This window comes from Burkholderia torrens, assembly GCF_984668525.1.
Window position 1 is genome coordinate 3,434,448 of the sequence record NZ_OZ480211.1, and the last position, 20,533, is coordinate 3,454,980.

A 20,533-nucleotide genomic window follows, 5' to 3' on the forward strand; every position below is an offset into this window, starting at 1 on the left:
TACCCAGTTCCAGCCCATGTCGAAAACGCCACACGAGGCGCCCGCACTCACTGCTCACGAGGAGCACCCCGGCTGGCGAGCCTATCTGAACACGCACATGCTGATCTGCGTGTTCCTCGGCTTCACGTCGGGCCTGCCGCTCTTCACGCTCGTCTACCTCGTGCAGGCATGGCTGCGCTCCGAGGGCGTGAACCTGAAGGAAATCGGCCTGTTCGCGCTGATCCAGTTCCCGTATACGTGGAAGTTCCTGTGGGCGCCGCTGATGGACCGCTACGTCCCGCGCCTGCCCGGCTGGCGGCCGGGCCGCCGGCGCGGCTGGCTGCTGCTCACGCAGGTGCTGGTCGCAGGCGCGATCGCCGCGCTCGGCTTCGTGTCGCCGCGCGACTCGATCTGGACGGTGGCCGCGCTCACGACGCTCGTCGCGTTCTTCGGCGCGAGCGCCGACATCGTGATCGACGCGTACCGCCGCGAGCTGCTGCGCGATACCGAGCAGGGCCTCGGCAACGCGGTGCACGTGAATGCGTACAAGCTCGCCGCGCTGATCCCCGGTTCGCTCGCACTGATCCTGTCCGACCACCTGCCGTGGGACGCCGTGTTCGCGCTCACCGGCGCGTTCATGCTGCCGGGCATCCTGATGACGCTCGTCGTGCGCGAGCCCGAAGTGGTCGGCACGCCGCCGCGCAACCTGCGCGACGCGATCGTGCTGCCGTTCCGCGAATTCATTCAGCGCGACGGCTGGGCCGGCGCGCTGCTCGTCATCGCGTTCATCTTCCTGTTCAAGATCGGCGACACGATGGCCACCACGCTGTCGACGTCGTTCTTCCTCGACATCGGCTTCTCGCGCACCGAGATCGGCATCGTCGCGAAAACCACCGCGCTCGTCGCGAGCGTCGCCGGCGGCATCATCGGCGGCATCTGGCTCGTGAAGATCGGCATCGGCCGCGGGCTGTGGATCTTCGGCGCACTGCAGATGGTGTCGACGCTCGGCTTCGCGTGGCTCGCGCAGCTCGGCCCCGGTTCGCCGGTGCTCGCAGCGCTCTACGATTTCACGGTCGCAGCCAGCCACGCGCTCGCGTCGTTCATGTCGGTGTTCGGTGTCGAGATCACGCCGAAGCTGAGCCCGATGACCGTCGCGCTCGCGATCGTCTACGGCTTCGAAACCTTCACGACCGGCCTGACGATGGCCGCGTTCGTCGCGTATATCGCAAGCACGACCGACCCGCGCTATACGGCCACGCAGTTCGCGCTGTTCACGAGCCTCGCGTCGGTGCCGCGCACGCTGGCGTCGGCCGCGAGCGGCTTCGTCGTCGCGAAGATCGGCTGGTACGACTATTTCATCGTGTGTACCGCGCTCGCGATTCCCGGCATGCTGCTGCTGTTCAAGATCGCGCCGTGGAACGGTGCCGCCCGTAACGGCGAGGCCAGCCGTGCGCAGTGACCGTCTGCACCGCGTCGCGCACGCGGCGGCCTCGCTGAGCATCGGCGCCGCGGCACTCGCCGCGACGTTCGCTCACGCGTCCGACACCGCCGCGACCGCAACGGGCTCCGCGCCGGCTGCCGCACCCGCCACGCCGCCCGCGCCCGCGACTTCCGCCGCCCCCGCCGCGCCGCCGGCCGCCGAAGCCGCGCAGCCGACCGGCGCCGCCGCGCCGGCGAAGGCGTATGCGCAGACGCAGCAGCAACAGCAGCAGGTCCGATACGGCAACGCGATCGCGTTCCGCACGCTGATCCCGTCGCCGCTGCTCGAGCAGCTCACCGCGAACGAATACGCGCAGATCGTGCAGGCCGCCGCCGACAGCAACCGGTTGCTGCCCGCGAACCAGCCGCGCGTGAAGCGCCTGCGCGCGATCGTCGCGAAGCTCGCGCCGTATTCGGTGAAGTGGAACGATCGCGTGAAGAACTGGACGTGGGACGTCAACGCGATCCGCTCGCGCGACATCCGCCTGACCTGCCTGCCGGGCGGCAAGGTGCTCGTGTACGGCGGCATGCTCGACCGTGTGCGCCTGAACGACGACGAGCTCGGCGTCCTGCTCGCGCACGGCATCGCGCACGCGCTGCGCGAACACGCGCGCAGCAACTTCAGCGCAACGTCGCAGACGTCGCTGCGTGCGGCCGCGCTGCCGCCGCTGTTCGGCGTCGGCGATCCGCTGCCGCAGGCGCTGAATCTCGGCGAGCGCCTGCAGTCGCTTCACTACGAACCGACCGACGAGACCGAAGCCGACGTGATCGGCGGCGATATCGCCGCACGCGCGGGCTTCGATCCGCGCGCCGCGATCACGCTGTGGGACAAGCTCGCCGTCGCGACGCGCGCGAACAAGGCAACGGGCTTCATCTACACGCACCCGTACAGCACCGCGCGGCGCCAGGACCTGCTGAACCGGCTGTCCGACCTGATGCCGCTGTATGCGAAGGCGACCGGCAAACGCGTCGAATCGCTGCCCGACTACGCGGGCATCAGCGCGCAGCGGCGCAAGGTCGCGCGGCGCTGAGCGCCGCCGTGTGACCTCGCACGCTATGCGTCCACGTCGGCCATCGCCGGGCGCACCGCGCTGTCACGCATCCAGCGCACATCGTCTCCGGGGCTGCGGCCGAACAACCGCTTGAACTCGCGGCTGAACTGCGACGCGCTCGCATAGCCGACCCGCGCGGCCGCCGCGCCGGCACCCAGCCCGTCGCGCACCATCATCAGCCGCGCCTGGTGCAGCCGCGCGGCCTTCACGTACTGCATCGGCGACGTCGCCGTCACGTGCTTGAACTGCGCGTGAAATACCGCGAGGCTCATCCCGGCTTCGCGGGCGAGCGTCTCGACGTCGAGATCGGCCTTCAGCTCCGCATGGATGCGCCGCAACGCCTTCGCGATGCGGCCGAAATGATGCTGCTGCACGAGCGCCGCGCGCATCGCGTCGCCCTGCTCGCCGGTCAGCACGCGATACGCGATCTCGCGCATGATCGCCGGCCCCAGCACGCGCGTGTCGTGCGGCGACGCGAGCACTTCGAGCAGCCGCACGACCGCGTCGGCCAGCGGCGCATCGAGCGGCGTCGAATAGACGCCGAGCGGCTCGCTGATGGCCGCGCCGAGCGTCTCGTCGAGCAGGATCGCGAGCTCGGCGATCACCGCGAGATCGACGCGGATCGAGATCGCGAGAAACGGCTCGTCGATGCTCGCGAACGTCTCGCACTCGAACGGCAGCGGCACCGACAGCACCAGGTATTGCTGCGCGTCGTACACGAACGAGCGGTCGCCGAGATAGCCGAGCTTGCGGCCCTGGCACACGACGATGATGCTCGGCTCGTACAGCACGGGCATGCGCGGCGCGGGACGGCTCACGCGGAAGAATCGCACGCCGTCGAGCGCCGCGAGCGTGTCGCCCTCGTTCGGCGCGAGGCGCGTGTGCAGCTCGATCATGCGGCGCTGCACGCGGTCGCCCGAGTCAGCAAAAAGGGGCTGGAAGCTCATCTGCGTGGTCCTGTCCGGCAAGAGAATCTGGCTCGCAATTTAGCACCTTGAACGTGTTTTGACCGGCGTTCGCGTGCAATTCGAGAGGAATAGGCAAATCTTCCAGACCTTCATGTATTTCGCCGCGGTGGTGCGCTCCTTACGATAGGCACCTGTCTCGCCGCATCGCCACATGGTGCGGCGGCAGTCTGTTTCGCCGGATGTTTCCGGACAAGGAGCCTTTGCATGAGCACGACCTATGCCTACGCGGCGACCGATTCGCAATCGCCGCTCGCCCCGTTCGAATTCCAGCGTCGCGCGCTGCGCGACCTCGACGTCCAGATCGACGTCCTCTACTGCGGCGTCTGCCACTCGGATCTTCACCAGGCGCGCAACGAATGGCGCAACACGATCTACCCGGTCGTGCCGGGCCATGAAATCGTCGGCCGCGTGACCGCGACCGGCCCGCAGGTGTCGCGCTTCAAGGTCGGCGAGCTGGTCGGTGTCGGCTGCCTCGTCGATTCGTGCCGCACCTGCGCGAGCTGCGAGGAAGGCCTCGAGCAGTATTGCGAGAACGGCTTCGTCGGCACCTACAACGGCCAGGATCGCGTGACGGGCGACATCACGTTCGGCGGCTATTCGACGCAGCTCGTCGTCGACGAGGCGTTCGTGCTGCGCGTGCCCGAGACGCTCGACCCGGCCGGTGCCGCGCCGCTCCTGTGCGCGGGGATCACGACCTACTCGCCGCTGCGGCAGTGGAACGTCGGCCCCGGCAAGAAGGTCGGCATCGTCGGTCTCGGCGGCCTCGGCCACATGGGCGTGAAGCTGGCGCGCGCGATGGGCGCGCACGTCGTGCTGTTCACGACGTCGCCGTCGAAAGTCGAGGACGGCAAGCGGCTCGGCGCGCACGAAGTGGTGATCTCGAAGGACGAAGCGCAGATGAACGCGCACCTGAACAGCTTCGACTTCATCCTGAACACGGTCGCCGCGCAGCACGACCTGAACCCGTTCCTGCACCTGCTGAAGCGCGACGGCACGATGACGCTCGTCGGCGCGCCGGAGCACGATCACCCGTCGCCGCAGGTGTTCAACCTGATCTTCAAGCGCCGCCGCCTCGCGGGCTCGCTGATCGGCGGGATCGCGGAAACGCAGGAAATGCTCGATTTCTGCGCGGAGCACGGCATCACGTCGGATATCGAAACGATTCCGATGCAGCAGATCAACGCCGCTTACGAGCGGATGCTGAAGAGCGATGTGAAGTACCGGTTCGTGATCGACATGGCGTCGATCAAGCAGTAAGCGCCGCTTCAAACGAAACGGGCCGCATGTTCGACATGCGGCCCGTTTTGCGTTCGGCAGCTACGCGCGTGGCGCAGCGCCAGCAATCACTTCTTGTAGTCGTAGTCGATCGTCAGCGGCGCATGGTCGCTGAACTTGATGTCCTTGAAGATCGACGTGCTTTTCGCGGTACCGGCCACGCCCGGCGTCGCGATCTGGTAATCGATCCGCCACCCGACGTTCTTCGCATACGCCTGGCCGCGGTTGCTCCACCATGTGTACTGCTCGGCGCGCGGATCGAGCGTGCGGAACACGTCGACGTAGCCGACGTCGTCGAACAGCTTCGTGAGCCACTCGCGCTCTTCCGGCAGGCAGCCCGAGTTCTTCTGGTTGCTCTTCCAGTTCTTGATGTCGATTTCCTTGTGGACGATGTTCACGTCGCCGCACAGGATCACCTCGCGCTTCTTCTTCAGCGCGGCGAGGTGCGGCATGAATTCGTCCATGAAGCGGTACTTCGCCTGCTGGCGCTCTTCGCCGCTCGAGCCGGACGGCACGTACACCGACACGACCGACAGCTTGCCGTAGCGCGCCTCGACGTAGCGCCCTTCGGCATCGAATTCGCTGCTGCCGAAGCCGATGATCACGTCATCGGGCTCGTGGCGGCTGTACACGCCCGCGCCGCTGTAGCCCTTCTTCTCGGCGTGGTGGAAGTAGCTCTTGAAGCCGTGCGGCTCGACGAATTCGGCCGGCAGGTCGTCGGCCGATACCTTGATTTCCTGCACGCACACGCAATCGGCGTTCTGTTCGCCGAGCCAGTCGAAGAAGCCCTTCTTCGCGGCGGAGCGGATGCCGTTGAGGTTGGCGGTAATCACTCGCATCATGTCGGGTTCCGTTCAGTTCGATATTTTTACAGGGTGGCAGCTTAACGGATCTTCACGCCTTCGAGCTCGGGCTTCGGCGGCGGGAATTCCAGCTTCATGTCGGTCATCGTGCGCAGCAGCAGCTCGGCGATCATCACGTTGCGGTGCGTCTTCGAATTCGCCGGGATCACGTACCACGGCGCATGCTCGACCGACGTCGCGGCAAGCGCGTCGCGATACGCGGACTGGTATGCGTCCCAGTGCTTGCGCGCGTCGAGATCGGAGATGTCGAACTTCCAGTGCTTGGCCGGATCGTCGATGCGCGCCTGCAGCCGCTCGCGCTGCTCGTCCTTCGAGATGTGCAGGAAGCACTTGACGATCGTCGTGCCGTTCTCGAACAGCATCGTCTCGAAATCGCGGATCTGCCGGTAGCGGCGCTCGCACTCCTTGCCGTCGATCAGATCGAGCACGCGCGGCACGAGCACGTCTTCGTAGTGGCTGCGGTTGAAGATCGCGAGCTCGCCCGCGGCCGGCACCTGCGCATGCACGCGCCACAGGAAGTCGTGCGCGGCCTCGATCGGCGTCGGCGCCTTGAACGGCACGATGCGCAGGCCGAGCGGATCGACGTCGCGGAACACCGCGCGCACTGTGCCGTCCTTGCCGCTCGTATCCATCCCCTGCAGCACGAGCAGCACGCGCTTCTTCTGCTGCGTGTGCAGGCGCTCCTGCTGGACGTCGAGCTCGGTCGACACGACCGACAGCCGTTCGCGGTCGGCGTCCTTCGAGCCGGACGAAAACGGCTTCGCGGCCGGGTCGAACGCATCGAGCTTGAATGCGGCGGCTTCCTTCTCGCGCGTGCTGTAAGGCACGCGGAAATCGTCGAGCGACGGTTGTTTCGCCATTCGTTCCTCCGTTGGACGCTGTGGTGCATACGATAACGCATCCGCCAAACGCAACGGGCCGCCCCGAACTGGTTCGGAGCGGCCCGTCGTCAAGCGCGGTTCAGGCGCGCGGTCATGCTCAGCCGAGCTTCTTCTTCAGCAGTTCGTTGACCTGCTGCGGATTGGCCTTGCCCTTGGTCGCCTTCATCGCCTGACCGATCAGCGCGTTGAACGCCTTTTCCTTGCCCGCGCGGAATTCCTCGACCGACTTCGCGTTCGCCGCGAGCACTTCGTCGATGATGGCTTCCAGCGCGCCGGTGTCGGAGATCTGCTTCAGGCCCTTCGCGTCGATGATGCGGTCGGCCGCGCCTTCGTCGGTCGCCTTCTCGTCCCAGATCGCCGCGAAGATTTCCTTCGCGATCTTGTTCGAGATCGTGCCGTCGGCGATGCGCTGCAGCAAAAGCGCGAGTTGCGCAGCCGACACGGGGATCGCGTCGATCTCGATGCCGTCGCGGTTCAGCTGCGACGACACGTCGCCCATCAGCCAGTTCGCGACGATCTTCGCGTTTGCCGCGCCGGCCTTCGCGACCACCGACTCGAAATAGGCGGCCATCGCCTTGCTCGACGTCAGCACGCCCGCGTCGTACGCGGACACGCCGTACTCGTCGGCGAAGCGCTGCTGCATCGCGGCCGGCAGTTCGGGCATGCCCGACTGCACACGCTCGATCCAGTCCTGGCCGATCACGAGCGGCATCAGGTCGGGGTCGGGGAAGTAGCGGTAGTCGTGCGCGTCTTCCTTGCTGCGCATCGAGCGCGTCTCGCGCTTGTCCGGATCGTACAGGCGCGTTTCCTGCACGACTTCGCCGCCGTCCTCGATCAGCTCGATCTGGCGACGAACTTCGTAGTTGATCGCTTCCTCGAGGAACCGGAACGAGTTCAGGTTCTTGATTTCCGCACGCGTGCCGAACTTCTCCTGGCCGACCGGGCGCACCGACACGTTCGCATCGCAGCGGAACGAGCCTTCCTGCATGTTGCCGTCGCAGATGCCGAGCCACACGACGAGGCCGTGCAGCGCCTTCGCGTAGGCGACGGCCTCGGCCGCGCTGCGCATTTCCGGCTCGGTGACGATCTCGAGCAGCGGCGTGCCCGCGCGGTTCAGGTCGATCCCCGTCATCCCGGCGAAGTCTTCATGCAGCGACTTGCCCGCATCCTCCTCGAGGTGCGCGCGGGTCAGGTTGACCGTCTTCTCGTACGCAGCCTTGCCGGCCTTCTCGTTGGCAGGCACCTGGATCGTGATCTGGCCGCCCTGCACGACCGGAATCTCGTACTGGCTGATCTGATAGCCCTTCGGCAGATCGGGGTAGAAGTAATTCTTGCGCGCGAAGATGCTGCGCGGCGCGATGGTCGAGCCGATCGCGAGGCCGAAGCGGATCGCCCGCTCGACCGCGCCGCGGTTCAGCACCGGCAGCACGCCCGGCAGCGCCAGGTCGACCGGGCAGGCCTGCGTGTTCGGCTCGGCGCCGAACTGCGTCGACGCGCCCGAGAAAATCTTCGAGACGGTCGACAGTTGCGCGTGTGTCTCGAGACCGATGACGACTTCCCATTGAGTCATGCTTATACCCCCGCCGGAACTTGCTTGTGCCAGTCGGTCGCGCGCTGGAACGCGTCGGCGACCTGCAGCATCCGGGCTTCGTTGAAATAGTTGCCGATGATCTGCAGGCCGACCGGGCGCTTCGCGTTCGCGCCCGCGCCGAAGCCGCACGGCACACTCATGCCGGGCAGGCCCGCGAGGCTCACCGACAGCGTGTAGATATCCGCGAGATACATCTGCACCGGATCGTCGCCCTTCGCGCCGAGATCCCATGCGACTGTCGGCGACGCCGGGCCCATGATCACGTCGCAGGACTTGAACGCTTCCTGGAAATCGTTCGCGATGATGCGGCGAATCTTCTGCGCCTGCAGGTAGTACGCGTCGTAGTAGCCGTGCGACAGCACGTACGTGCCGACCAGGATGCGGCGCTTCACTTCGGGCCCGAAGCCTTCGGCGCGCGACTTCTTGTACATGTCGAGCAGGTCGCCGTACTGCGCGGCGCGATGGCCGAAGCGCACGCCGTCGAAACGCGACAGGTTCGACGACGCTTCCGCCGGCGCGATCACGTAGTACACGGGGATCGACAGCTCCGTCTTCGGCAGCGACACCGGCACGAGCGTCGCGCCGAGCGCTTCATACTGCTTCAGTGCCGCGTCGATCGTCGCGCGCACGTCGTCGGCGAGGCCTTCGCCGAAATACTCGTTCGGCAAACCGATGCGCAGGCCCGCGAGCGGCTTGCCCGCGTCGTTGCCGGCCGCCCACGGCTGGCCGAGATGGCGCGTGAAATCCTCATCGTCGCGCTCGAGGCTCGTCGAGTCGCGCTCGTCGAAGCCGGCCATCGCGTTCAGCAGCAGCGCGCAGTCGGACGCGCTCTGCGCCATCGGGCCGCCCTGGTCGAGCGACGACGCGAACGCGATCATCCCGTAGCGCGACACGCGGCCGTAGGTCGGCTTGATGCCCGTCACGCCCGCGAACGACGCGGGCTGGCGGATCGAGCCGCCGGTGTCGGTGCCGGTCGCGGCCGGCGCGAGGCGCGCGGCGACGGCGGCCGAGCTGCCGCCCGAGCTGCCGCCCGGCACGGCGTTCGTGTCCCACGGGTTCTTCACCGCGCCGAACGCCGAATTCTCGTTCGACGAGCCCATCGCGAACTCGTCCATGTTGGTCTTGCCGAGCGTGACCATGCCGGCCGCCTGCAGGCGGGCGACGACGGTCGCATCGAACGGGCTCTCGTAATTCGCGAGCATCTTCGAGCCGGCGGTCGAGCGCCAGCCGCGCGTGACGAAGACGTCCTTGTGCGCGATCGGCAGGCCGGTGAGCGCGCCGCCCGCGCCGCGCGCGAGCTCCGCGTCGGCGGCTTTCGCCTGCGCGAGGGTCAGATCGGCATCGACGTGGACGAACGCGTTCAGGTCGCGTGCGGCGTCGATCCGTTTCAGGTAGTGCTGCGCGAGCTCGACGGCCGAGCATTCCTTGGCGGCGAGCGCGGCGCGCAGTTCGGTCAGGCTTTTTGCGTGCATTGAGTGGTTTTCCTGGGAATTCTGGGTGGCGCGCGGCACAGGGCGGCCGGCGCGCTTGTCATCGAATGCTTACTCGATCACCTTCGGCACGAGATAGAGGCCGTCCTGGACGGCCGGCGCCGGACGCTGGTTGTCGTCGCGATTGACGACTTCCGTCACGGCGTCGTCGCGCAGGCGCTGCGCGACTTCCTGGATCTGTTCGATCGGGTGGGCGAGCGGCGCGATGCCGGCGGTATCGACCGCCTGCATCTGCTCGACGAGGCCGAAGAATTCATTGAGCTGGCCGAGCATGTGCTCGGCGTCGGCGTCGGCCATTTCGAGTCGCGCCAGGTGCGCGATGCGTTTCACATCGGTCAGGGTCAGGGCCATGCGATCACCGGAAAAACAAGGCTGCGCAGCGCATCGAAAGCAGCACTGCGGCGGGGGGTTGGAGGGTGCGATCCCACCCTCAAAAATCGGGGCCGAAGCGGCAAAAATACCGCCCGTTTCGATTCAAATACCGAGAAATTATAAGGTATCATTACGCGTTCGACCCAAACCCGGCAGCCTTTTCCCGCACCGTTTCGCCCCGCTTCGGCAAGCCGTGCGTGCATCGTGCGATCCCCGGTAGACATCACTCGCAGCTTCGTGCGCCGCGGCGGCCGCTTCCGCCACGCTTCCCGAGGCTGTTATTTTTTCCGCTGCCGCCCTCAGCGCTCGCTATGCAGGGCCGGCCCAGAGCGAAACAGGATTCTGAATGTTCGGTTTTTTGCGCAGCTACTTCTCCAACGATCTCGCGATCGACCTCGGCACCGCAAACACCCTGATCTACATGCGTGGCAAGGGCATCGTGCTCGATGAGCCGTCCGTCGTGTCGATCCGCCAGGAAGGCGGCCCCAACGGCAAGAAGACGATCCAGGCGGTCGGCAAGGAAGCCAAGCAGATGCTCGGCAAGGTGCCGGGCAACATCGAGGCGATCCGCCCGATGAAGGACGGCGTGATCGCCGACTTCACCGTCACCGAGCAGATGATCAAGCAGTTCATCAAGACCGCTCACGAATCGCGCATGTTCTCGCCGTCGCCGCGCATCATCATCTGCGTGCCGTGCGGCTCGACCCAGGTCGAGCGCCGCGCGATCAAGGAAGCCGCGCACGGCGCCGGCGCATCGCAGGTCTACCTGATCGAGGAGCCGATGGCGGCCGCGATCGGCGCGGGCCTGCCGGTGTCGGAAGCCACCGGCTCGATGGTCGTCGACATCGGCGGCGGCACGACCGAAGTCGGCGTGATCTCGCTCGGCGGCATCGTGTACAAGGGTTCGGTCCGCGTCGGCGGCGACAAGTTCGACGAGGCGATCGTCAACTACATCCGCCGCAACTACGGGATGCTGATCGGCGAACAGACCGCCGAGGCGATCAAGAAGGAAATCGGCTCCGCGTTCCCGGGCTCCGAAGTCAAGGAAATGGAAGTGAAGGGCCGCAACCTGTCGGAAGGCATCCCGCGCAGCTTCACGATCTCCAGCAACGAAATCCTCGAAGCGCTGACCGATCCGCTGAACCAGATCGTGTCGTCGGTGAAGATCGCACTCGAACAGACGCCGCCGGAACTCGGCGCCGACATCGCCGAGCGCGGGATGATGCTAACGGGCGGCGGTGCGCTGCTGCGCGACCTCGACCGCCTGCTCGCGGAAGAAACCGGCCTGCCGGTGCTCGTCGCCGAAGATCCGCTCACCTGCGTCGTGCGCGGTTCGGGCATGGCGCTCGAGCGCATGGACAAGCTGGGCAGCATCTTCTCGTACGAGTGATCGCCTAAGCAGTCCCGTTTGACATGACGCACCCGCGGCGTGGCCGGATCGCTCGTTCAGAACGAACCGCCGCGCCGTTTGCGCGTCTGAGCATCATTTAACCGATCACACGCGCCCGGCGCCGACCATGGAATACAGTCCGCCGCCCCTCTTCAAGCAAGGTCCGCCCGCGCTCGCGCGGCTCATCTTCTTCGTTGCCCTCGCCATCGCGCTCCTCGTGTCGGACGCGCGCTTCAGCACGCTCGAAATCGTGCGCGGCGTGCTCGGCACCGTGCTCTATCCGCTGCAGCGCGCGGCGCTCGTGCCGCGCGACCTGTTCATGGGCGCGGCCGACATCGCCGTCACCGGCGCATCGCTGCGCCACGAGAACGACGATCTCCGCAAACGTAACCTGCAGCTGTCCACGCAGGCCAACCAGGCCGCCGTGCTCACGCAGGAAAACGCGCACCTGCGCGCGGTGCTCGAGCTGCGCCAGCACATCGCGACGCAATCGACGCCGGTCGAGATCCAGTACGACACGAGCGATCCGTTCACGCAGAAGATCGTGATCGGGCAAGGTTCGCAGCAGGGCATCCAGAACGGCTCGCCCGTCGTCAGCGAAGACGGCGTGGTCGGCCAGGTCACGCGCGTGTTCCCGCTGCAGGCCGAAGTCACGCTGATCACCGACCGCGATCTCGCGATTCCCGTGCAGGTGCTGCGCACCGGCTTGCGCAGCGTGATCTACGGCACGCCGAAGGGCGATTCGCTCGACCTGCGCTTCGTGCCGACCAGCGCGGATCTCGTCGCCGGCGACGAGCTCGTCACGAGCGGCCTCGACGGCGTCTATCCGCCCGGCCTGCCGGTCGCGAAGGTCGCGCGCGTCGACAAGCTCGCCGATACCGCCTTCGCACGCGTGACCTGCGCGCCGGTCGCCGCCGTGCGCGGCGCGCGCCAGATGCTCGTGCTGCATTACCAGAACGACATCCCGCCGCGCCCGGTCGAGCCCGATCCGGCTGCCGACAAGAACGCGAAGGGCAAGAAAGGCGCGAAAGCCGCCGCGAAGGGCGAGAAGGCTGACAAGGCCGACGCGAACGCGAAGCCGGCCGCCGCGGCCCAGCCCGCCGCGAAGCCTGCGCCGGCGGCACCCGCCGCCCCGGCCAAGCCTGCCGCCGGGCAACCAGGAGCCCAGCGATGAACCGCCCGCAATACATCCTGCAGCCGGTCAATCCGTACTTCATCGTCTTCAGCCTCGCCGCCGCGTTCCTGCTGAACCTGATGCCGTGGGGCCGCCTGCCCGGCGTGCCCGACTTCGTCGCGCTCGTGCTACTGTTCTGGAACATCCACCAGCCGCGCAAGGTGGGGATGGGCGTCGCGTTCGCGCTCGGCATCCTGATGGACGTGCATGACGCGGGGCTGCTCGGCGAGCACGCGCTCGCCTATACGCTGCTGTCGTACGGCGCGATTACGATCCACCGCCGCGTACTGTGGATGCCGATCGGCGTGCAGGTGCTGTATGTCACACCGCTGCTCGTCGTCGCGCAACTCGTGCCGTTCGTGATCCGTCTCGTGATGGGCGCCGCGTTCCCCGGCTGGCGCTACCTCGTCGACGGCTTCGTCGAAGCCGCGCTGTGGCCGATCGCGAGCCACCTGCTGCTGATGCCGCAGCGCCGTCCGGTCGATCCGGACGATACGCGCCCCATCTGAGCCGGACCGACCTTGAATACCCGCCGCCCCCACGCCCGTTGCACGCCGCGTTCCGGGGCGGCACCTCGCCCGCCTGCGCGCGGGTCGGATTGCCCCTAACCGCATGACCGAATTCAACGACACCCAACAGCAGCTCTCGAAGTTCCGCCTGCGCGTCGCGGCGGCGGGCGTGTTCGTGTTCGTCTGCTTCGGGCTGCTCGCGAGCCGCTTCTTCTACCTGCAATTGATGCAGCACGGCAAATACGCACTGCAGGCCGAGGAAAACCGCATCTCGGTCGCGCCGATCGTGCCGAACCGCGGGATCATCACCGACCGCAACGGCGTGATCCTCGCGAAGAACTATTCGGCCTACACGCTCGAGATCACGCCGTCGAAGCTCAACGACACGCTCGACAACACGATCGACAAGCTGTCCGAGATCATCCCGATCGACGCCCGCGACCGCCGCCGCTTCAAGAAGCTGCAGGAAGACTCGAAGAACTTCGAGAGCCTGCCGATCCGCACGCGGCTCACCGACGCGGAAGTCGCGCGCTTCACCGCGCAGCGCTTCCGCTTCCCCGGCGTCGACGTGCGCGCGCGGCTGTTCCGGCAATACCCGCTCGGCATGACGGCCGCGCACGTGATCGGCTACATCGGCCGGATCTCGAAGCGCGACCAGGATCGTATCGACGCGATGAGCGACGAGAACGACAGCGATCAGGAAAACTACGATCCGCGCCGCGATGCGAACAACTACAAGGGCACCGACTACATCGGCAAGATCGGCGTCGAGCAGAGCTACGAAGCCGAGCTGCACGGGCTGACGGGCTTCGAGGAAGTCGAGGTGACGGCCGGCGGCCGGCCAGTGCGCACGCTGTCGCGCACGCAGGCGACGCCCGGCAACAACCTCGTGCTGTCGCTCGACATCGGGCTGCAGCAGGTCGCCGAGCAGGCGTTCGCCGGCAAGCGCGGCGCGCTCGTCGCGATCGAGCCGAAGACGGGCGACGTGCTCGCGTTCGTGTCGTCGCCGAGCTTCGACCCGAACTCGTTCGTCGACGGCATCGACCAGCAGACCTGGGACGAGCTGAACAACTCGCCCGACAAGCCGCTCCTGAACCGCCCGCTGCACGGCACCTACCCGCCCGGCTCGACGTACAAGCCATTCATGGCGCTCGCGGGCCTGACGCTCGGCAAGCGCACGCCCGGCTGGGGCTTCCAGGATCCCGGCTACTTCACGTTCGGCGGCCACACGTTCCGCAACGACGTGCGCTCCGGCCAGGGCTGGGTCGACATGAACAAGGCGATCATGGTGTCGAACGACACCTACTTCTACATGCTCGCGCGCGACCTCGGCGTGAACTCGATCGCGAACTTCATGAAGCCGTTCGGCTTCGGCCAGATCACCGGGATCGACATCCAGGGCGAGGCGCGCGGGATCCTGCCGTCGACCGACTGGAAGAAGAAGGCGTTCAAGAAGGCCGCGCAGCAGAAGTGGTTCGACGGCGAGACGATCAGCCTCGGGATCGGCCAGGGCTACAACTCGTTCACGATCCTGCAGCTCGCGCACGCGACCGCGACGCTCGCCAACAACGGCGTCGTGATGAAGCCTCACCTCGTGAAGGAGGTCGAGGATCCGATCACGCGCGGGCGTCACCTGACCGTGCCGAAGGAAAGCGAAGTGATCCCGCTCAAGCAGGCCGACATCGACGTCGTGAAACGCGGGATGGAGAACGTGATCGAGAACCCGTCCGGCACCGCATACAAGGTGTTCCGCGGCGCGCCGTACCTCGCCGCCGGCAAGACCGGTACCGCGCAGGTGTTCTCGCTGCAGGGCTCGAACTACAAGGGCCACCTGCTCGCCGAGCACCTGCGTGACCACGCGCTGTTCATTGCTTATGCACCGGTCGACCATCCGCAGATCGCCGTCGCGCTGGTCGTCGAGAACGGCGGCTGGGGCGCGCAGGCCGCGGGCCCGATCGCGCGCCGCGTGCTCGACTACTACCTGGTCGAGCGCCAGAACCCGAAGAACGAGGCCGCGGCTGTGGCAGCCGCCGCGTCGGCGACCGAACCCATCAGCGCGCCGGTGATCGGCGACGCGAACAAGCCCGCCGCCGTCGCGGCCGGCTTCACGGCGCTGCCGCAGCCGGTCGTGCCGACCGCGGCCAGCGCGGCGGATGCGGCATCGGCTGCGTCGGACGCAGCAGCCGCCAGCGCGGCCCAGCCGGCCGACGCGAGCGCCGCGGCGCCGCGGGCCGCGAGCCTGCCGCCGATTCGGCGCCCGCACCGGCCGCGCCGGCCCGCCAGCGATGCGCAGCCGCTCGTCGCCACGCCGCGGGACGACAACCACCGTGCGACGGCCCCCGCGAAAGCCGCGGACGCCGGCACCGCTCATTAACGGAGAAAGGCATGCAATTCGACAAGCGCGCCTGGCTCGACAAGATCAAGCAGATGTTCGCGGGCTTCGACCGCCCGCTCGCCCTCATCGTGTTCCTGCTGCTGTGCGTCGGCATCGTCACGCTGTACAGCGCGGCGATCGACATGCCGGGCCGCGTCGAGGACCAGTTGCGCAACATCCTGCTGACGTTCGTGCTGATGTGGGTGATCGCCAACATCCCGCCGACCACGCTGATGCGCTTCGCGGTCCCGCTCTACACGTTCGGGGTCGCGCTGCTGATCGCCGTCGCGCTGTTCGGGATGACCAAGAAAGGCGCGAAGCGCTGGCTGAACGTCGGCGTCGTGATCCAGCCGTCCGAAATCCTCAAGATCGCGACACCGCTGATGCTCGCGTGGTACTACCAGCGCCGCGAGGGCGGGCTGCGCTGGTACGACTTCCTCGCCGCGTTCGGGATCCTGATGGTGCCGGTCGGGCTGATCGCGAAGCAGCCCGACCTCGGCACGGGCCTGCTCGTGTTCGCGGCCGGCTTCTTCGTGATCTACCTCGCCGGCCTGTCGTTCAAGCTGATCGTGCCGGTGCTCGTCGCGGGCGTGATCGCGGTCGGCTCGATCGCCGTGTTCGAGGAGCGCATCTGCCAGCCCGAAGTGCAGTGGCCGCTGATGCACGACTACCAGAAGCACCGCGTGTGCACGCTGCTCGACCCGACCTCCGACCCGCTCGGCAAGGGCTTCCACACGATCCAGGCCGTGATCGCGATCGGCTCGGGCGGCGTGCTCGGCAAGGGCTACCTGAAAGGCACGCAGGCGCACCTCGAGTTCATTCCGGAAAAGCACACCGACTTCATCTTCGCGGTGTTCTCGGAGGAATGGGGGCTCGTCGGCGGGCTCGTGCTGCTGACGCTGTACATGGCGCTGATCGCGCGCGGGCTCTACATCGCCGCGCAGGGCGCGACGCTGTTCGGCCGCCTGCTCGCGGGCTCGCTCACGCTCGCGTTCTTCGTCTATGCGTTCGTCAACATCGGGATGGTGAGCGGCGTGCTGCCGGTCGTCGGCGTGCCGTTGCCGTTCATGAGCTACGGCGGCACCGCGCTCGCGACCCTCGGCATCGCGATCGGGATGATCATGAGCGTCGGGCGGCAGCGGCGGCTGATGAAGAGCTGACCGCACCGCGGTCAAGGAAAACGGCGCCCCAGGGCGCCGTTTTCCATGGGGCGGGCCGAACGCCGCGTACGCTCACAGCGGCGGCGCATGCGGGCCGCCCGGCTCCGCTCCGCTGCCCGATGCCGGTCCCTGCGACTTCAGCCGCGCGCTCAGCTCCTTGAATTTCAGCCCGGCCGTCTCGTCGCCCTGCGCGGCCGCCGCCGCGTAATACGCCCGCGCGATGTTCAGGTTCTGCGCGACGCCGTCGCCGCCGCGCTCGTAGAACGACGCGGTCACGTACTGCGCGGTCGGCTCGCCCGCGTCGGCGGCCTGCTTGTACCACGCGAACGCCTGCCGGTTGTCGCGCGGCGTGCCGCGCCCGTCGAGGAACTGGTTCGCGAGCGACAGCGCGGCCTGCACGTGCCCCTGCTTCGCCGCGCGCAGGAACCAGCGGTGCGCTTCGGCCGGATTGCGCGCGACGAACTCGCCGTCGTCGAACATCCGGCCGTACACGTACTGCGCATGCGACATGTTCGCGTCTGCCGCGCGCTTCAGCCAGCGCAATCCTTCGTCGACGTTCGCGGTCACGCCTTCGCCCGTCAGCAGCATCATCGCGTAGTTGAATTGCGCGAGACGATCGCCGCGCTCGGCCGCGTCGTGGAACTGCACCAGCGCCGCGCGAAAATCGCCGGCGTTGTAGTCGGCGACCGCCGACTGCGTCTCGCGCGACGGATCAGGCTTCGCTTGCGGCGCGCCCTGCGCGGCCGCCGCGATACACAGGGCCCACAGGCCGAACATCACACCGATCCGCGCGCGCCTGCGGCACGCGCCGTCTCCGCCGTTCATGACCGCACCTCCTGCAACGCCTGCCGCGTCGCGCGCAACAGCCAGCTCACGTCGGCCGATACCGTGATCATCCGGTAGCCGGCCTCGCGGTACTGGCGCGCGGCCGCCGTATCGCCCGCGAAGATGCCGACCGCGACGCCGGCCTGCCGGCCGGCCGCGAGCACGCGCGCCATCGCGGTTTCGACGTCCGGGTGGCGGATGTCGCCGAGATGGCCGAGGCTCGCCGCGAGATCGGCCGGGCCGACGAACAGGCAGTCGACGCCCGGCGTCGCCGCGATCCGTTCGACCTCGTCGACACCGCGTGCCGATTCGATCTGCACGATCACCGCGACCTGCGCGTTCGCGGTCTGCACGTAATCGCGGCGCATGCCGAACGCCGCCGCGCGCACCATGCCCGCAACGCCGCGCAGCCCGTCCGGCGAATCGGGCGACGGATAGCGCGTAAGCCGCACCGCATGCGCGGCTTCGTCGGGCGTCTCGATACCGGGAAACATCAACGTGCGCGCGCCGGCGTCGAGTGCACGCTTCACGAGCCACGGCTCGCGCGCCGGCACGCGCACGACGGGCTCGCTCGGCAGGTGGGCGGCCGCGATCGCGCGCAGCTGCGAGGCCACGTCACGGCTGTCGTTCGGCGCGTGCTCCATGTCGATGCAGAGCCAGTCGTAGCCGGCGTGCGCGAGCGCTTCCGCGGCCGATTCGCTGCCGAGCGACAGCCACAGGCCGTACAGCGGATCGTCGCCGTCACGCAGGCGCTGCTTGAGGGAATTGGTGAGCGTGCTCATCGATACGGCCTCCTGGACGGAACGGCAATCGAACGGGACAAGCAACTGGCGAAGCGGAGCGCGACACGTCGTGCAGCGCAGCAAGGCGGCTGCACCGGATCGCACTCTGGAACGTTAGTCGGCGACGGGCAGCCGATCTGACAGCACGTGCGGCGCGACGGCGCACGGACGCATTGTCCGTTGCCACTCAACGATCATAGCGCGGCGTTACGCGAAATGTGGGAACAGGCGGGAAGCTGCGCCGGTGCGGGTCGAAGCCGCACGGCACGGTGACGGACAGCCTGCGCCGGCCGGCGCGGGCTGCCGGGAAGGCAGGATCAGCGGCCGGGCTGGCGCTCGACGTCGGCCCAGCAGTTCGGCGTTTCGTACAGGCGCACGCGCTCGAGGCGCAGGTTCACGCCGTAGTGCGCGTCGTACACGTTCGCGAGCAGGTCGAACGCGATTGCCGCGAGGTTCTCGACGGTCGGGATCCGGTCGATCACGACGGTCTTGTGGTCGGCCATCTGTTCGAGGAACGAGCGCACGACTTCGTCGCGCGCATAGACGAGGAACGCGTGGTCCCACTTGCTGACGAGGTGCTCCATCGCGAGCGCCTTCACGTCGGCGAAATCCATCACCATGCCGCGGTCGGGTGCCCCCTCGGTATCGACGAGATCGCCGCGCAGCGTGATTTCGAGCACGTAGCGATGGCCGTGCAGGTTCCTGCACTGGCTGCGGTGATCGGGGATGCGGTGGCCCGCGTCGAATTCGAGTTTTCGGGTAATCAGCACGATGTCAAAAGCCGTGGCTCAGGGAATGTTCAGATATTTATGGGTCTGCATCGACAGCCGCCACTGCGGATGACGCTTGCACCAGTCGATCGCGAGCTTCGTATTGAGGTCGCGCGACGGGCCGTCCATCGGCTGGACCAGGAAGTACTCGAAGTCGAGCTTCGCATAGTCTGCCAGCCGCTGGTTGTCCTGCGGGATCACGACTTTCAGCTCGTTGCCCTTCGTGACGACGAGCGGTGCATCGGCCTTCGGGCTCACGCAGATCCAGTCGATCGATTCGAGCACCGGCAGCGAGCCGTTCGTCTCGATCGCGATCTCGAAGCCGGCCGCGTGCAGCGCGTCGACGAGCGGCTGGTCGAGCTGCAGCATCGGCTCGCCGCCCGTGCAGACGACGAAGCGGTGCGCCTCGCCCTCCGGCCACAGGCAGGCGATCGTCGCGACGAGCGCGTCGGCGTCCTTGAACTTGCCGCCGTTCTCGCCGTCGGTGCCGACGAAGTCGGTATCGCAGAAGCGGCATACGGCGTCCGCACGATCCTCTTCGCGGCCCGACCACAGGTTGCAGCCGGCGAACCGGCAGAACACGGCCGGCCGGCCCGCATTCGCGCCTTCGCCCTGCAACGTGTAGAAAATTTCCTTGACCGCGTAAGTCATCGTGCTTCGTCCGGCTCGCGCCGCTCGTTGTCGATCAGAATCCGTTATTCAATCCGTGCTGCCGATGCACCCGCATCACAGCGGCGCTTCGGTCACCCGCTCGCCCTTCAGGTAGGCCTCGTAGCCGCGCTTGCGCAGCTTGCAGGCCGGGCATTCGCCGCAGCCGAAGCCCCAGTCGTGCAGTTCCGCGCGCTCGCCCACGTAGCACGTGTGCGTCTCGACGCGGATCAGCTCGACGAGCGCCTCGCCGCCGAGCTGCTCGGCGAGTTGCCACGTCTGCGCCTTGTCGAGCCACATCAGCGGCGTCTCGAGCACGATGCGCGTGTCCATCCCGAGGTTCAGCGCGACCTGCAGCGCCTTCATCGTGTCGTCGCGGCAGTCGGGGTAGCCCGAGAAGTCGGTCTCGCACATCCCGCCGACCAGCACGCGCAACCCGCGACGATAGGCGATCGCCGCGGCGATCGTCATGAACATCAGGTTGCGACCGGGCACGAACGTGTTCGGCAGGCCGTTCGCGGCCGTTTCGATCTCGATCGTGCGCGTCATCGCGGTATCGCTGATCGCGCCGAGCACCGACAGGTCGATCATGTGATCGTCGCCGAGCCGGTCCGACCAGGCGGGAAAATCGCGCTTCAGCGCTTCGCGCACGCCCTCGCGACATTCGAGTTCGACGCGATGGCGCTGGCCGTAATCGAAGCCGAGCGTCTCGACCGTCTGATAGCGTTCGAGGGCCCATGCCACGCACGTGGCCGAGTCCTGCCCGCCGGAAAACAACACGAGCGCGCCGTCTTTAGCGTCTGTCCGAATCACCGTGATACTCCGTGAATGTGTAGGCTCGCGTCGCGCTGCACCCCAGGGCCGGCTGCCGCCGGGCGGCCCGACGCGGCCGGCCTGCGCCGGCTCGACCAGTATAGGCAGCGCGGTCGGCCGCGAACGCGGCGGTGCGCT

General features: G+C 67.4%; 19 protein-coding genes. 8 read left to right on the forward strand and 11 right to left on the reverse strand.

The annotated features are described in order from the left end of the window. Positions 1-16: 16 nt before the first annotated feature. Together AC5LXX_RS15970 and AC5LXX_RS15975 are read left to right on the forward strand one after the other, a co-directional pair. A complete protein-coding gene (locus AC5LXX_RS15970; protein ID WP_322082936.1) occupies positions 17-1,438 on the forward strand; it encodes an AmpG family muropeptide MFS transporter in 1,422 nt (473 codons plus the stop codon). Next, the gene (locus AC5LXX_RS15975; protein ID WP_493410069.1) at positions 1,428-2,489 is read left to right on the forward strand and encodes a M48 family metallopeptidase; all 1,062 of its coding nucleotides are present in this window, start codon (positions 1,428-1,430) and stop codon (positions 2,487-2,489) included. Before AC5LXX_RS15970 ends, AC5LXX_RS15975 begins: the two co-directional genes overlap by 11 nt. Positions 2,490-2,512: 23 nt before the next feature. On the opposite strand, the gene AC5LXX_RS15980 is transcribed toward AC5LXX_RS15975, so the two are convergent. Continuing rightward, complete coding sequence (locus AC5LXX_RS15980) at positions 2,513-3,457, reverse strand: AraC family transcriptional regulator (protein WP_493410070.1); 945 nt, start codon at positions 3,455-3,457, stop codon at positions 2,513-2,515. Positions 3,458-3,682: 225 nt separating this feature from the next. Between AC5LXX_RS15980 and AC5LXX_RS15985 the strand changes: the two genes are divergently transcribed. After that, positions 3,683-4,735 carry an NAD(P)-dependent alcohol dehydrogenase gene (locus AC5LXX_RS15985; protein ID WP_493401866.1) on the forward strand — a complete coding sequence of 351 codons (1,053 nt, stop codon included), beginning with the start codon at positions 3,683-3,685 and terminating at the stop codon, positions 4,733-4,735. 86 nt (positions 4,736-4,821) lie between these two features. Here AC5LXX_RS15985 and AC5LXX_RS15990 read toward each other — a convergent pair whose 3' ends face one another. From AC5LXX_RS15990 to gatC, 5 genes are all read right to left on the reverse strand, one after another. Next, positions 4,822-5,595 (reverse strand): exodeoxyribonuclease III, encoded by a 774-nt coding sequence (locus AC5LXX_RS15990; protein WP_322082932.1) that lies wholly within the window; start codon positions 5,593-5,595, stop codon positions 4,822-4,824. A 41-nt stretch (positions 5,596-5,636) separates the two neighbouring features. After that, positions 5,637-6,476 (reverse strand): polyphosphate kinase 2 family protein, encoded by an 840-nt coding sequence (locus tag AC5LXX_RS15995; RefSeq protein WP_493410071.1) that lies wholly within the window; start codon positions 6,474-6,476, stop codon positions 5,637-5,639. Between the two features lie 118 nt (positions 6,477-6,594). Beyond that, positions 6,595-8,067: an Asp-tRNA(Asn)/Glu-tRNA(Gln) amidotransferase subunit GatB gene (gene gatB, locus AC5LXX_RS16000; RefSeq protein WP_493410072.1), complete on the reverse strand. Its 1,473-nt coding sequence runs from the start codon at positions 8,065-8,067 to the stop codon at positions 6,595-6,597. A gap of 2 nt (positions 8,068-8,069) precedes the next feature. Further along, positions 8,070-9,560, reverse strand: a complete 1,491-nt coding sequence (gatA, locus tag AC5LXX_RS16005) for an Asp-tRNA(Asn)/Glu-tRNA(Gln) amidotransferase subunit GatA (RefSeq protein ID WP_493410073.1) — start codon at positions 9,558-9,560, stop codon at positions 8,070-8,072. Positions 9,561-9,629: 69 nt separating this feature from the next. Next, complete coding sequence (gene gatC / locus AC5LXX_RS16010) at positions 9,630-9,929, reverse strand: Asp-tRNA(Asn)/Glu-tRNA(Gln) amidotransferase subunit GatC (protein WP_006477478.1); 300 nt, start codon at positions 9,927-9,929, stop codon at positions 9,630-9,632. Positions 9,930-10,296: 367 nt separating this feature from the next. Here gatC and AC5LXX_RS16015 point away from each other — a divergent pair, with 367 nt between their 5' ends. The 5 genes from AC5LXX_RS16015 (at position 10,297) to rodA (ending at position 16,557) form a co-directional block, all read left to right on the forward strand. Then, the gene (locus AC5LXX_RS16015; RefSeq protein WP_004189550.1) at positions 10,297-11,340 is read left to right on the forward strand and encodes a rod shape-determining protein; all 1,044 of its coding nucleotides are present in this window, start codon (positions 10,297-10,299) and stop codon (positions 11,338-11,340) included. 127 nt (positions 11,341-11,467) lie between these two features. After that, positions 11,468-12,514 (forward strand): rod shape-determining protein MreC, encoded by a 1,047-nt coding sequence (gene mreC / locus AC5LXX_RS16020; protein ID WP_493410074.1) that lies wholly within the window; start codon positions 11,468-11,470, stop codon positions 12,512-12,514. Beyond that, complete coding sequence (mreD, locus tag AC5LXX_RS16025) at positions 12,511-13,023, forward strand: rod shape-determining protein MreD (protein ID WP_009687274.1); 513 nt, start codon at positions 12,511-12,513, stop codon at positions 13,021-13,023. Before mreC ends, mreD begins: the two co-directional genes overlap by 4 nt. Positions 13,024-13,126: 103 nt before the next feature. After that, a complete protein-coding gene (mrdA, locus tag AC5LXX_RS16030; protein WP_493410075.1) occupies positions 13,127-15,397 on the forward strand; it encodes a penicillin-binding protein 2 in 2,271 nt (756 codons plus the stop codon). Between the two features lie 11 nt (positions 15,398-15,408). Continuing rightward, positions 15,409-16,557, forward strand: coding sequence for a rod shape-determining protein RodA (gene rodA / locus AC5LXX_RS16035; RefSeq protein WP_124455772.1), 1,149 nt, complete (start codon positions 15,409-15,411; stop codon positions 16,555-16,557). Positions 16,558-16,629: 72 nt separating this feature from the next. Here rodA and AC5LXX_RS16040 read toward each other — a convergent pair whose 3' ends face one another. The 5 genes from AC5LXX_RS16040 to queC form a co-directional block, all read right to left on the reverse strand. Beyond that, the gene (locus AC5LXX_RS16040) at positions 16,630-17,382 is read right to left on the reverse strand and encodes a tetratricopeptide repeat protein (RefSeq protein ID WP_322082927.1); all 753 of its coding nucleotides are present in this window, start codon (positions 17,380-17,382) and stop codon (positions 16,630-16,632) included. Then, positions 17,379-18,164: an HpcH/HpaI aldolase family protein gene (locus AC5LXX_RS16045; RefSeq protein ID WP_493410076.1), complete on the reverse strand. Its 786-nt coding sequence runs from the start codon at positions 18,162-18,164 to the stop codon at positions 17,379-17,381. The genes AC5LXX_RS16040 and AC5LXX_RS16045 overlap by 4 nt, the downstream gene beginning before the upstream one ends. 317 nt (positions 18,165-18,481) lie before the next feature. Then, positions 18,482-18,934, reverse strand: coding sequence for a 6-carboxytetrahydropterin synthase QueD (gene queD, locus AC5LXX_RS16050; protein ID WP_006482561.1), 453 nt, complete (start codon positions 18,932-18,934; stop codon positions 18,482-18,484). Between the two features lie 18 nt (positions 18,935-18,952). After that, complete coding sequence (gene queE / locus AC5LXX_RS16055; RefSeq protein WP_493410077.1) at positions 18,953-19,585, reverse strand: 7-carboxy-7-deazaguanine synthase; 633 nt, start codon at positions 19,583-19,585, stop codon at positions 18,953-18,955. A gap of 75 nt (positions 19,586-19,660) precedes the next feature. Next, a complete protein-coding gene (queC, locus tag AC5LXX_RS16060) occupies positions 19,661-20,395 on the reverse strand; it encodes a 7-cyano-7-deazaguanine synthase QueC (RefSeq protein ID WP_014895698.1) in 735 nt (244 codons plus the stop codon). Positions 20,396-20,533: the final 138 nt, after the last annotated feature.